The 12,600-nt window shown below is 70.9% G+C and carries 13 protein-coding genes; 7 read left to right on the top strand and 6 right to left on the bottom strand.

What is annotated here, in order from left to right:
- The 3 genes from ACRYM6_RS07215 to ACRYM6_RS07205 form a co-directional block, all read left to right on the top strand.
- Positions 1–132 (top strand): integrase core domain-containing protein (locus tag ACRYM6_RS07215; RefSeq protein ID WP_432542141.1); only part of this gene is annotated, 132 nt, incomplete at its 5' end.
- A gap of 152 nt (positions 133–284) precedes the next feature.
- Positions 285–851, top strand: a complete 567-nt coding sequence (locus ACRYM6_RS07210; RefSeq protein WP_432542134.1) for a hypothetical protein — start codon at positions 285–287, stop codon at positions 849–851.
- A 182-nt stretch (positions 852–1,033) separates the two neighbouring features.
- Positions 1,034–1,462 carry a PH domain-containing protein gene (locus ACRYM6_RS07205; protein WP_432542133.1) on the top strand — a complete coding sequence of 143 codons (429 nt, stop codon included), beginning with the start codon at positions 1,034–1,036 and terminating at the stop codon, positions 1,460–1,462.
- Between the two features lie 124 nt (positions 1,463–1,586).
- On the opposite strand, the gene ACRYM6_RS07200 is transcribed toward ACRYM6_RS07205, so the two are convergent.
- Both ACRYM6_RS07200 and ACRYM6_RS07195 read right to left on the bottom strand, forming a co-directional pair.
- A complete protein-coding gene (locus ACRYM6_RS07200; RefSeq protein WP_432542132.1) occupies positions 1,587–1,922 on the bottom strand; it encodes a hypothetical protein in 336 nt (111 codons plus the stop codon).
- 152 nt (positions 1,923–2,074) lie between these two features.
- Positions 2,075–3,094 carry a tyrosine-type recombinase/integrase gene (locus tag ACRYM6_RS07195; RefSeq protein WP_432542131.1) on the bottom strand — a complete coding sequence of 340 codons (1,020 nt, stop codon included), beginning with the start codon at positions 3,092–3,094 and terminating at the stop codon, positions 2,075–2,077.
- A gap of 221 nt (positions 3,095–3,315) precedes the next feature.
- Here ACRYM6_RS07195 and ACRYM6_RS07190 point away from each other — a divergent pair, with 221 nt between their 5' ends.
- Positions 3,316–3,846, top strand: a complete 531-nt coding sequence (locus ACRYM6_RS07190) for a hypothetical protein (protein WP_432542130.1) — start codon at positions 3,316–3,318, stop codon at positions 3,844–3,846.
- 412 nt (positions 3,847–4,258) lie between these two features.
- Here the strand turns inward: ACRYM6_RS07190 and ACRYM6_RS07185 are convergent, their stop codons facing one another.
- From ACRYM6_RS07185 to ACRYM6_RS07170, 4 genes are all read right to left on the bottom strand, one after another.
- A complete protein-coding gene (locus tag ACRYM6_RS07185; protein WP_432542129.1) occupies positions 4,259–6,703 on the bottom strand; it encodes a transglycosylase domain-containing protein in 2,445 nt (814 codons plus the stop codon).
- Positions 6,704–6,988: 285 nt separating this feature from the next.
- On the bottom strand, positions 6,989–7,978 hold the full coding sequence (locus ACRYM6_RS07180; RefSeq protein WP_432542128.1) for a hypothetical protein: 990 nt from the start codon (positions 7,976–7,978) through the stop codon (positions 6,989–6,991).
- Complete coding sequence (locus tag ACRYM6_RS07175; RefSeq protein ID WP_432542127.1) at positions 7,971–8,651, bottom strand: SigE family RNA polymerase sigma factor; 681 nt, start codon at positions 8,649–8,651, stop codon at positions 7,971–7,973. Before ACRYM6_RS07175 ends, ACRYM6_RS07180 begins: the two co-directional genes overlap by 8 nt.
- A gap of 200 nt (positions 8,652–8,851) precedes the next feature.
- Positions 8,852–9,220, bottom strand: a complete 369-nt coding sequence (locus tag ACRYM6_RS07170) for a hypothetical protein (protein ID WP_432542126.1) — start codon at positions 9,218–9,220, stop codon at positions 8,852–8,854.
- 478 nt (positions 9,221–9,698) lie between these two features.
- Here ACRYM6_RS07170 and ACRYM6_RS07165 point away from each other — a divergent pair, with 478 nt between their 5' ends.
- From ACRYM6_RS07165 to ACRYM6_RS07155, 3 genes are all read left to right on the top strand, one after another.
- Complete coding sequence (locus ACRYM6_RS07165) at positions 9,699–10,145, top strand: NUDIX hydrolase (protein ID WP_432542125.1); 447 nt, start codon at positions 9,699–9,701, stop codon at positions 10,143–10,145.
- A gap of 921 nt (positions 10,146–11,066) precedes the next feature.
- Positions 11,067–12,086: a tyrosine-type recombinase/integrase gene (locus ACRYM6_RS07160; protein WP_432542123.1), complete on the top strand. Its 1,020-nt coding sequence runs from the start codon at positions 11,067–11,069 to the stop codon at positions 12,084–12,086.
- 27 nt (positions 12,087–12,113) lie between these two features.
- Positions 12,114–12,587, top strand: coding sequence for a hypothetical protein (locus ACRYM6_RS07155; RefSeq protein WP_432542122.1), 474 nt, complete (start codon positions 12,114–12,116; stop codon positions 12,585–12,587).
- The last annotated feature ends 13 nt before the right edge of the window (positions 12,588–12,600 follow it).

Below are 12,600 nucleotides of genomic sequence, written 5' to 3'. Positions count from 1 at the left end.
GCCTCAGAGACTGAACGCCGCCAGGCCTTGCCCGGCTGGCTGCACGTCTACAACCATCACCGCCACCACACCGCCCTCGGCGGGCTACCGCCCGCCTCCCGCGTCACCAACCTCAGTGGTCAGTACAGCTAGCGGACGGAGGTGAGGAGCCGGGAGACTGGAGCTGACGTCCAAGACGTACCGCGCGAGGTGACCACCGTGGGCGGCGAGCTCATCGAGCTCTCGGCCAGCGCCATGCGTGCAAGGGTCAGGCCAGACGGGACTCGGTCCGCCACGATGAGGTGGTGAGCAGCCAGAACAACGCCGACCGGTGGGCGATGCCGCAGCGCCGCTGGCACCGCCCGACCCGGCGCGGCGTGATCAACTCGCTGTTCCTGCTGGTGACCCTCGCCGGTACTTTCCTGGTCGTCGCCGGCGACACGGACATCCTCTTCATCGGCATTGCCTCCATGCTGGGCGGGTTCGTCAGCAACCACTACCGCGCCGAGGAGGAGACCCCCTACGCCAAAGGCTTCTCCCAGCCACCTGACGCCTCGACGCAACGGCTCATCCATGAGCACCTCGCCCGTGGGCGACTGCCTGCGGACGCGGGCCTGCACGAGCTGGCCCTGGAGTACGCCTCGGGCTGGTCGCGGCGGCTGAATCGGTTCCTCCTCCTGGCTCCGCTGGTGGCCACCGGGTGGTGCCTGCTCTGCCTGTCGATCACGTGGTGGTTCAACCACCGCTGGCCAGAGTCGGCGCAGACGAGAATGTGGGGCTTGACCATCGTCGTGGCGGGCGCGGTGTGCTGGCTGGTGTGCTTCGTGCCGCCGGCCGTATGGCAGTGGCGGCGCCTTCGTCGCCTCACCTGAGCCGGCCATGCGCTCTGGGGACCTGCCCGCTCGGGCCCAGCCCGACGTCCTGCGACCGGCGCCACCGCGATGTAGTCGACATCCACGACAACGCCATGACCGGTAGGTGGGGTGCTGCTCCGGGAGGTCATGTCCCTCGCTGCTTGGAGGCTCATGACCCTGCACTGTCACGATGTGTGACCGTGGCGTGGATGAAGGGCCCGTGGTCGTGGCTGCTGGCGGTGATCTGGCTGGGCTTCGCAGCCGCAGGCGTGATGATCTTGAGTGAAGACCGCACTGCCGGCGGGTTGATCATCGGCGCTGCGCTCTTGGCGACGGGAGTGTTCTGCGGGGTGCGGGCTGCGGTCAGCCACGTGCGACTGACCGATGAGGGGCTGGTCTACGTCGGGTACGCGAGGACGCGACGTGTGCGGTGGACTCAGGTCAGTGGGGTGGTGGTCGCCGAGCTGGAGTCGGCCTCGCCGGTCACGACGGTGGGGGTGTCGGTGCTGCTGCACGACGACACCGAGATCGAGTTGCCTGCACTGGCTGGCTTCGCGGTGGCTGGGGGCAACCGCCGGCTGCAGCGTCTGGTGGACGCTGCGGAGCAACGCCGACTCGGTAGGGGCTGATGTAGGTGCTGCGTTGAGGGAGCAGGCGTGGCCCTCGCCGTGACCGTGACGTCGCCCGCAGGGCGCCATGGCCGCTACGTCTCGTTCGCGGCGTAGGTGTGTCCGACTGCACGTCAGCGACGGCTCAGACGGCGTCGGTACCGTCCTCCACGTCAGAGGACTCATCGGGCCGTCGGTCCTTCTCCGTCTTCGCGCGTCGAGCGAAAATCCATCCGCCGACTCCGAAGGCCACAGCGAACGGGAGTATGAGGACGGGCACGGCGTAGCCGGCGCCGCTACCTTCCTGATCGCTTCTGGCGGTGACCACGGTTGAGTAGATGGCGATGCCCAGCAGTAGTGCCGTCGCGCCCAGGCAGTAGATGGCGCCGTTGACGTTCGAGCGCATTGGGTGGCCGCGCTTGGTTGAGAAATACCAGCCGAGGCCGGCGACCAGCGCGATGATCACCAGCGAGGACGTCACGACCGGAGTGTGTCGACAACGCACGACTCAGGCCACTTGGACCGGCAGCGTTCACCCACATGGGTCCGGAGGACGCCGGTCAAGATGACCGGGCGACCCGCGCCTGCGGGCCTCGGCGAACGCTCGCTCTTCGGCAGATGCATGAAGTCGGGTCAGGTGCCGGAGGCCATGTAGGCGGCGAGGATGTAGTTGGGGTGCCGGTCCAGCGTGGTCCTCGCGCGGTCGTAGCGCATCGTGGTGCGGGGGTCGGCGTGGCGGGCGGCGATCTGCACGTCGCGCAGGTCGTCCCCCGCAAGCGGGAGGTGCCCCCAGCCGGCGTCGAGCATGGTGGTGACGTAGGTGTGGCGCAGCATGTGCGGGTGCATCCTCGGTAGCCGGATCCGGGCCTCGGCGGCGAGATGGCGCAGGCGGCGGGTCGCTGAGTGCCGGTCCAGGCGGCCGCCGCGGGTGTTCAGCAGCAGCGGCACGGCGCCGTGAGTGCTCAGGCCGCGGACGTGGCCGGGTGCGCGGTCGCCGATGGCGCGGTCGACGGCCCTGCCCACCGCCGGGGCGAGGGGAACCAGGACGATCTTGTGGCCCTTGCCGACCACCCGCAGGACACGGTGGCCGTGTTCCTCGCCGAGGTCGGCGATGTCCAGGGCGCAGGCTTCGAAGATGCGCAGGCCCAACAGCCCCAGCAGGCAAACCATCGCGAAGTCGTAGCGGTTGGTCGAGTCCCGCGATGTCGCGAGCAGGGCTTCGAGCTGCAGGTGGGATAGGCCCAGGGTGGGTGACTCCGGGGGCACGTTGGGGCGGCGGACGTAGTCGGCCGGTGAGTGCTCCAGGACGTCGTCGATGACGCAGGTGCGGTAGAAGCCGGCCACCACCGACATGCGGCGGGAGACGGTGGAGGCGGCGAAGCGTTGGGTCTCCTGCATCCAGCGGATGTAGAGCTCGATGTGCGGGCGGCGGGCGGCCAGGGGGTTGAGCTGCCGGAGCTGGCACCAGGTGAGGTAGGCGCGCAGGTCAGACTCGGCGTGGCGGCGGGTCTCGCCGCGGTAGCGGGCCAGGTAGGCCGCGACCGCGAGGCGGACAGGGTCGGTGCGCCAGGTCCCGTCGCCGAGGGCGATGGGCAGCGACGCGGGTGATGTCGAGGTGGGTGTGGGGTCGAGTCCTTCGGGAGGCAGGGTCATGGTCGAGCGTGCGCCTGCATGCACGGCCGGGGCGAGGTGCTGGCCGGTGCGAGATGTCGGTTGCTGGGGAGGTGACCCGGTGGCTGGGTGCCTGATGAGGTCGGTGATGCTGTCGCGGTGCCTGCCCGAATCGTGAGCCTCCTCCTGCACGCTGTCGGCGGCGCATCATCACGGTCGACTCTGCCGGTGCGGGCGTTGCCGCTGGCGAGGGGGTGGTGGCGTTGAGCGTGCACGTCTTCGTCGATGAGACCAAGGCCAACGGGCTGCTCGTAGCCGCGGCTCGTGTTCAGCCGCGGCAGCTGGCTCCGACCCGCACCCTGCTGCGGGGACTGCTACTGGCGCGGCAAGAGCGCCTGCACTTCACCAAGGAAGGCAAGGCCCGCCAGGGGCAGATCGCGGCGGCGTTGTGCCGCACCGGGGTGGTCGTGGACCTGTACGACGCCCGGACCGTGACCGACCAGCGGGCCGCGCGGCGGCTGGTGCTGGAGCGCCTGGTGACCGACCTCGCGGTCGCGGGGGCGCACCGGCTGGTGCTGGAGCAGGACGACTCCCTGCTGGCCAGTGACCGGCGGATCTTGCGGGCGGCGGTACACGCGGCCGGGGTAGCTGATGAGCTGGTGTACGAGCACCTGCCCCCGCGGTCGGAGCCGCTGCTGTGGATCGCCGATGCGGTGGCGTGGTGCTGGACCCACGGCAGCACCTGGCAGGAACGGGTCCGCCCCATCGTCGGTGACGTCCACCGGCTCAGCTGAGCGACCCGGGCCCGGTACCCGGGGTGTTGGAAGGCTTGGGCTCTCGATCCCGAGGGTCGACTGGGGTTGGAGTGATCTGAGCCCGGACAGCGCGAAGCCCGGCTCACCCACCGTCCGGAAGGCTGCCGGGCCCACTTCGCACCCCTACAGGGATGCGCACCTACCCAGTATCGGCCGCGATAGCGGCAGACACAAGCGCCGGCCTCAGCTCAGCCGGCCGGCCCGCTCGACCGCGCAGGGAGCGCCATGCCTGTGACGTCGCCCACAGGGCGCCATGACCATGACGTTCTGGCGACGGCACGAGACCACCGTGGAAGCGCCGGCGTTCAGCGCCACAGCCGATACCTGCCCAGTAGCGGCGGACACCGGGCTGAGCGTTGCGCGCATGGGGCCACCGACCTGCTGGCCCGTCTCAGCCCTGCCCTGCGGTGGGTTGGTCGGTGGGCTGGCCGGGAAGATCCCTTGGCGTCGAGGCGGGAGTCTCGGCTGGGTCGCTCTGGGTGGGTTGCGCCGGCTGCGAGGTCTCCTCGGCAGGCGGCGTGGGCGCGGGACCAGAGCTGCGGGTGATGGTGATCGTCGCGCCGGCGGTGGCCGAGCGGGCGCTTTGCGCGCCGACCAGACCTTCGTCCACGGTCTTGGAGAACACCCGCCCGGGGGCGACCTTGACGGTGAACCCGGCTGCCTCCAGGGCTCTGGTGGCCGAGGAGACACTACGCCCGACGACATCGGGCACCCGGATCTTCCCGTCGGCGGTGGTGGTCTTCAAACCCTCGTTGGTGCCGTCGGTGAACGTCGCCTTGGGCAGGTCCAGCGCCTGGGAGGCGGGGCCGACGATGTTGGCCCAGATCGGCCCGGGGATGGTGGCCCCGAACACCCGGCCGTAGCGTTTGCCGTTGATGCGTTCACCGTTGAGGGTCTTGTAGCCGGTGTGGTGCCCGACCCAGACCGCGGAGGCCAGTTGCGGGGTGTAGGCGGCGAACCAGACGTTCTGGCTGCCGTTGGTGGTGCCGGTCTTGCTGGCCACCTGCCGCCCGTCCAGCTGAGCTTTGCCGACACGCGCGGCGGTGCCGCCGGTCCAGCCCCCGCGCAGAGCTTCGGTGACGTTGCGGGCGACGTTGACGTCCAGGACCTGCTGGCAGTCCGCGCCGGGGACGGGCAGCGGCTGCCCGGCAGCGTCCAGCACCTGCGTCAAGGCGGTGGGCTTGCAGAAGGTGCCCTCAGCGGCGAACGCGGCGTACGCGCCGGCCACCGACAGCGGGGTGACCAGGTTGGTGCCCAGCGTCATCGACGGCAACCGGTCCAACTCGAACGTGTCGGGGTTGCTCTCGATGGTGTCGGCGGGGGTGGCCGATCCCTTGTAGACGCCCAGGGACTGGGCGGTGCTGGCGATGTCGCACAGGTCCAGTTGCTTGGTCATGGACATGTACGCGGTGTTGACCGAGTCCTTGGTCGCGGTGCGTACCGTCATGGTTCCCGAGGTGCGGGTCTCGGCGTTGAAGTAGGGGTAGGTGCCGCCGCGTAGTTTCTGCCCGCAGGCCGTGAAGGCGCTGAACGGGTCGTTGCCGCTGCTGGGGGCGGCGACGGTGGAGTCCAGCGACTTACCGGACTTCAGCCACGCGGCGAGGGTGAACGCCTTGAACGTCGAGCCCTGCTGGAAGCCTTCGGTGCCGCCCATGGGCTGGGACACGTTGTAGTTCAGCGTGGTGAGGCCGACCTGGTCGTCGTCGGGGGAGTAGGTGGTGTCCTGGGCCATGGCCAGGATGTGCCCGGTGCCGGGCTGTACCACCGAGGCCGCCGAGCGGGCCGCCTGGCCGGGGTTGACGCCCTCGTTGACGGCGGTCTGGGTGATGGCCTGCACGCGGGGGTCCAAAGTCGTGGTGATGCTCAGCCCACCGCTGCGCAGCAGCCGGGCCCGCTCGGCCGCGGTGGCGCCGAAGATGGGATCGCTTTCGACGACGTGCACGACGTAGTCGCAGAAGTAGGCCGCCGACCCCGCGGCCAGGCAGCCTTGCCGGCTGGGATTGGGCTGCAGCTGCAAGGCGGTGGCCACGGCCTGGTCGTGGGTGGCCTGGTCGATCCGTCCGGTCTGCAACATCCGGGCCACGACGACGTCGCGGCGGGCCACGACGGCCTCGGGGTACTTCATCGGGTTGTAGGCGGCCGGGTTCTGCACCATCCCGGCCAGCAGCGCCGCCTCAGGCAGGGTGAGGTCGGCGGCGGCCTTGGAGAAGTAGAACTGGGCCGCGGCCTCAATGCCGTACACGTTGTTCTGGAAGTAGGCCACGTTGAGGTAGCCGGTCAGGATCTCGTCCTTGGTCATCTCCTTCTCCACCCCGACCGCCAGCTTCATCTCCCGCAGCTTGCGGGCATACCCCTGCGCACCGTCGGCCTCGACCGCGGCCGCGGCCGCCTCGGTGTCGCCGGCACGGACCGCCTGCTGGACCAGCACGTTCTTGACGTACTGCTGGGTCAGGGTGGAGGCGCCCTGAGTGCTGCCACCGCCGGCGTTGGAGACCAGCGCCCGCAGGATGCCCTTGGCGTCGATGGGACCGTGCTCGTAGAAGCGGTCGTCCTCGATGGCCACGATGGCATCGCGCATCACCGGGGCGATCTGGTCGAAGGTGACCACGCTGCGGTTCTGGTCGTAGACCCTGGCCATCACACTGCCATCAGCCCAGCGGATGGTGGAGGCCTGTGACAGCGTCTGATCACCCAGATCGGCGGGCAGCTCGTTGAAGATGTCCACGCCCTGCCGGGTCAACCCACCGGCCACCGCGACGGCGGGGATGACCAACCCGGCGCTGAGCACCCCACCGGCAGCGCTGACCGCCACGAACGCGGCCAGCAGCCGGAACACCGGCCGCTGCGATCGCTGCGGTCGCTGCGGTCGCTGCGGTCGGGACCTCACACGGGAGGTGGCCGGTGAGCCGGGAGCCGACCGCGCGTCCGGGCCGGTGTCCAGGCGCGCGTGGGGAGCGGGGTGGTCAGCCGTCACACATGGACAACGCGACCCAGGACCGGAACTGTTGCATCTGCATGAGGCGGTACTTCCGGTGCTCATGCCCCTGGTGCTCATGCCTCTAGTGCTTATGCCCCTAGCCCATGCCGCCAGTGCTCATGATCCGGCGTTGACGTCCTGGGCCTACTGACCGTCGGAGGTCGGGCGGCCGGACGTGCGCAGGTCGGCCACCGCGGCGGTCAGTACCGCGGACAGTTCACCGGTCCCGTCCGGGGTGGCGTTCTGGTGGGAGACACCGACGATGAAGTCTCCCACCCGCGCGATCCCCGAGACCTGGGTGAACGGGGCGCCCTGGTAGGGGCCGATCGAGTCGGTCCGGGCGGCCCAGGCCTGGTCGGCGCCGGATACGTCGACCTCCAGCGGTTCAAGGGTGAAGGCGAAGCGGCAGGCGCCCAACCCGCTGGTGGCCGCATCGAACGCCTGCTCGCTCTGGCCGGGCCGCCACTGCGTCAGGAGCAGCGCGACAGCCTCCTGGGCCGGGGCGTCGGGGTTCTCGTCGATCCACTGCAGCTCCTGGGCGCCGATGGCGCGCACAGCGGTGGAGTTCATGTCGCAGGCCAGCCCCAGCCCGGTCAGGGGAGTCAGTTCCTCGCGGTAGGGGCCGCTGTCGCTGAGCAGGGTCAGCCCGGTGGGCAGGGCCGCCGGCGCACGGGTCAGGGCCGGCAGCGCCGATGGCAGCGGGGCATCCGGGTTGGGCTGCTGTATGGAGGGCGCCGGCGTGCTCGTCGGGCTGACCGGTGACGGGCTGCTCGTCCCGGACGGTGGGGTGGGGGCGGTCTGGTGCGCGGTGGTGCCCTGCTGCGCGGGGGTGGTGGAGACGGTGCCGGTCGGCCAGGTCTGCACGGCCACCGGGATCGCCGCGGCCACGACCAGAGCCGCGGCGGCGACCTGCACCCGGCGGACGCGGCGGTGGCGCCGCAGCCGGCCGCGGGTGCCGGTGGTCAGGCGCTGCTCGTCGACCGGTCGGGTGCGGACGTCGTGGTCGAAGGCGCTCAGCAGCAGATCGGTCACCGGGTCGCCGGGCCGACCGGCGGCGTCGCGGCGGGGGACGTCGTGGTCAGGGTCGTGGTCAGGGTCGTGGTCAGGGTCGTGGTCAGGGTCGTGGTCAGGCACGGGTGATGCCCTCCTCGGCGAGCAGTCGGCGCAACGTGGCCAGGCCGCGGTGCGCGTTGCTGCGCACCGTGGCCGTCGAGCAGTCCATGAGGTCGGCGATCTCGGCGTCGGGCAGCCCCTCGTACAGGCGCAGCACCAGGGCGATGCGCTGCTTGTCCGGCAGCCGCCGCAGCAGCGCCAGGCAGCGCTGCCGCTCGGCGTGCAGGCCCGTGGTGTCGCTGACGACCTCCTCGGGCAGCTCGGCCGGGTCGGCGGCGTGCTCCCGCCGCCAGGGTCGGCGGCGGGAGGTGCTGACGGCGTTGACGACCATGCGGTTCAGGTAGGCCGAGGGATCCTCCAGGGCCTGGATGCGGGACCACTTGCGCACGCAGGTGGCCAGGACGTCCTGCACGACGTCCTCGGCCTGGTGCTCGTCACGCAGCAGCACCCGGGCCAGCCGCACCAGTTGGGGGCCCTTCCACGCGACCAGGGACTCCAGGTCCCAGACGCCCCCGGCGGCCGCGCCGGCCGCGCCGGCCCGGTCCTGCCCGCGCGGGGTGCGGGCCGTGTTCGAGGCGGTGTTCGAGGCGGCGCGGTCCCCTCCGTCCGCACCGTCGGCGAAGCCGTCCCACCACCCGGGCGTGGAGGTGGAGGCGGCGCCGCTGTGCTCGGCGCCGTCGGCGGCAGGTGTCACACCCGTACAACGCGGCCAGCCGGTGCATTCGTTGCACCGTGGCTCTGCTTCATCTGGCGATGGCTCAGGCGGGCGGTCGCCCAAGAGGTGAGCGGCGTGACCCGGCACCGGATCGGCGACACTAGATCAGGGCGCGAACGGTGGCGTCGATGGCCGGGCCCAGCCAAGCCGGCAGGCTCGCGTGACGGTCAGGCTGGAGGTCACGAGTTCAAACTGCGTTCGTAGAGCAGGTAGACGCGCACTTGGTCACCCAAGACGTTGCCTCCCGTGCAGACCCGTCGGCGGTCCAGCAGGCTGCGAGCTGCGCAGCTATCGCGTCCCAGCCCCAACTCCGCGGCGAGCTCCTCAGCGGACTGGCCCTCGGGAGGCCGCACCCTGAAGTCGCGCCAGCAGCCACCGGACCCACACCCGAGCTCCTCGCTTTCGACGGCCAGCCCGTCGGGGAGCTCCGATGCCGGAGGAACGGCCATCTCATCGATATTGATCAGAAGCACTGGCGCGAAGAGGCCAGCGGCCAGTGCGGCGGTTGCGCCGGCGACGAGCATGACGATGGTTCGACGGCGGCGCACATGCTCAGGCTAAGTGCGAAGCCTTCGAGCAAGAACGCCTTCGACCACTTGTGGCTCAGTTCCCACCACTATGCGCAGAGCAAGACCGCGAGGCCGTCGAGCCCCCAGACGGCGCCACGACTATGGCGCCGCCCGCTGCGTGCCATGACCGCGACGTCGGTCCTGCCTGATCCGCGCTCCTACTGGCCGAAGGCGGTCATCTCCGACGCTTGGACAAGGCGACCAGGAGACCGACGATGACCACCGCGGTCACTACGAGCGCGAGGATCACGATGAGCACGGGCGAGTCAGCCAGCATGGTTGCTCCCTGAGCGACGACGGATTCGGATCTTCGCAGGCCAGCCTCTTCACCGCTCGGCCATCGACAAGACCGCGAGGTCATCGACGTCCTGGCCAGCGGGATGACCGTGCGCCCGCGCGCACCGCGGGATGACCGTGATGTCGGGCGCCCGTGATCCTGGCTCGCTACCGTCCGCTGGTGCCTCGCGACCGCTTCCGCCTGCCCGCCGCCGTCTACGCAATCCTGCGAGTAGACGAGCAGGTTCTGATGCTGCGTCGCGCCGGCACCACCTTCCGCTCCGGTCAGCTGAGCTTGCCCGCTGGCCACCTGGAGGGAGGAGAGGACGCGGTGGCCGGGTTGCTCCGCGAGCTGCGCGAGGAGGTTGGCGTGGAGGCCACGCCGGAGGACTGCCGCTTGGCGCTGCTGGTGCACTCCGCTCCCGAGCACGGAGACGACCTGGAGTACCTGCACCTGTTCTTCGTCGTGAAGCAGTGGAGTGGTGAGCCGGTCATCGGCGAGCCGGACAAGTGCAGTGAGCTGGTGTGGGTGGCCTCGGGCGGGCTGCCTGATGACGTCGTCGACTACGTGGCCGACGCCCTCCGTGCGGTCGAGCGGGGCGAGCCTCTGCTGCTGCGCGGCTGGTGACCGAGCAGGGCGCTGGGCGCGTCAGGAGGTCGCTCGGCCATCGGCATGACCGTGAAGTCGTCCCCCGGCGGGGGAGCGGGCCAGCGTACGCGCGGACTTCGCTGAGTAGGCCACGGGTGCGGGTCCCGTTCCTGTGGTGCGCCCGCTGCGGGAGTCGGACGATCAGGTCCTGATCGCGGCGAAGCCGTCTTGGTAGGTGGTGGGACGTTGCGACAGATCCGCTGAGGAGCTGCGACAGATCACGTGAGAACTGCGACAGGTCTCATGAGACTGCGACAGATCAGATGAGAACGGACAACAACGGGGGACCGAGCGCTGGCGCCGATAGACCTGCTATATGTCATAATGAAGATTATCGGCGTGCGATGCAGGTGCAGGCCCGAGTCGGTCGGGGCCCGTCCCGGCCGCTGCGGCCGCTCCCGCGCGGACTCCTGCGGACAACGCCCGGCACTCATCACCGGCAACCAGCATTGCGTCCACCACGGCGTCGCTGCCGCACCGCCGTCCGTCCGTCCGGCGCGAGCCGAACCGGAACGCCTAGCGGTCACCCTGCAGGTCGAACGACGCCCGAGCCGTCCACGGACCGGCCACGACGACCGGCCGACTCAACCACCTGAACCGTTCGACGGTCCCGTCGATCGGTTCCTCCAGCCGGCGCATCGCCGGACCACAGCCGGACCGAACGCACCGGGCCGCCGGACCGGAACCCACGACAGAGTCAGGACCCCGAATCGGACCGGTCGACCGCGACGAACCCCACGACGTCCCGCGCCACAGCCGGCCGGTCCACCACGTCCCGGATCGCCGTGAACTCCGCATAACGAGGAATATGCGGCACTCCCCCGCCGCGTTCGACTGAACCTGTTGCAGCGCAACGACTTGCACTTGACAGCGAACTCCCCCGCCCGTATCGTCGTCAGCATGGCTCCCCTGAACCCCGGGGTTCTCGAGTCCCTCACCACCTCTTCGGCGCTGTCGACGGCCGTCGACGCCTACGAAGTGGCGCGGCTCCCCCGCAAGGACTCCCCCCACACCCTCGCCGCCCGCGCCCGCGACGTCGCCGCGATCCTCCCCCGACTGGCCCGCGCCATCGGCACCGACGACCTGCGCGTGGGTGACCTGACCACGGCGGCGCTGCGCGCCGCGTTCGCCGACTTCTCCCTCGACCACGCCCGCAGTTCCATCGCGCGCTGCTGGTCGACGTGGAACGGGTTGTGCGGGTTCCTGGTCGCCGAGGACGTCCTGGCGGGGAACCCGATGGCCGGGGTGCACCGTCCCAGGCCCGAGGCGCAGAGCCCGAAACCGTTGCGCGGCAACGACACTCCGGAGATCCTGCTGGGTGCGGTGGCGGCCGGGCGGCAGGCGCGCGACCCGTGGCCCGAACGGGACCTCGCGGTCGTCGCGACGTTGCTGGTGACCGGGATCCGCAGTTCCGAACTCGTCGGCCTGCGCGTGGGCGACCTCGCCGGTACCCGCGGCGACCAGCGGATCCGGGTGCGCGGCAAGGGGAACGTCGACCGCTCCCTGCCCGTCGAACCCGCCCTGGGCGACCTCGTCGAGCAGTACCTCGCCAGCCGGTCGCGCCGGTTCCCCACCACCCGAGGCACCCGCGGAACCCGCCTGGACGCACCGCTGTTCGTCGACACCACCGGGCGGCAGCTGTCGCGCCACCAGCTGCAGTACCTGGTGGAGCAGTGCTACCGGGCGGCCGGGATCGGCGACCGGGTGCAGCGCGGGGCGCTGGTCCACGCGCTGCGGCACACCTTCGCGACCCGCGTCGTGGCCGGGGGCGCCAGCGCCGTGGAGGTCATGCGGCTGCTGGGGCACCGCAGCCTCGCCACCTCCCAGCAGTACGTGGACGCCGGCGCCGACGAGCTGCGCAGCGCCGCGGCCGCCAGCAGCTCCTACGCGGCGCTGCGGACACTGATCGACCGCTCCTGACCGGCGCGGGCGTGAGAGGATCCGGCCATGGCCACCTCCCGGCGCACGCACTGCGCCAACAAGATGCCCTGGCCCGCCGGCAACCACCGCAGCCTCGAGCGCTTCCTGGACGACGCCGAACGCGCCGGGACGCTCGACGTCATCGCCGATCACCCCGCCGCCGCGACCGCCCTGGCGCTGGCCCCGCACAGCCTGGACGCCGCCACCGTCGGCACCGTCCTGCGCTTCGCGGAGTCGACCGAGCAGGGGCTGGCCTTCCCGGCCGCCTTCGCGCGCTGGCGCGAGGTCACCGAGGGCCAGTTCGAGGACCCCGCCGCCGCGGCCGTCGCCTTCAGCGAGGTCGCCGAGGAGCTGACCGTCGAGGACTGGGACGCCCAGGAGGGCACCCCCGTGGCCGAGAGCATGACCACCTTCGTCGAGGCCGCCGCCGCAGCCCGCGCCGAGGGCACCAGCACCCGCGCCGCCCTCGACGCCCTGACCGGCTCCGCACCCCGGGACTGACTCCCGGTACCCT

The organism is Kineococcus rugosus (assembly GCF_050871975.1).
Taxonomy (GTDB): domain Bacteria; phylum Actinomycetota; class Actinomycetes; order Actinomycetales; family Kineococcaceae; genus Kineococcus.
Note: the sequence above shows the minus strand (reverse complement) of the source record. Positions and strands in the feature narration are given on the sequence as shown.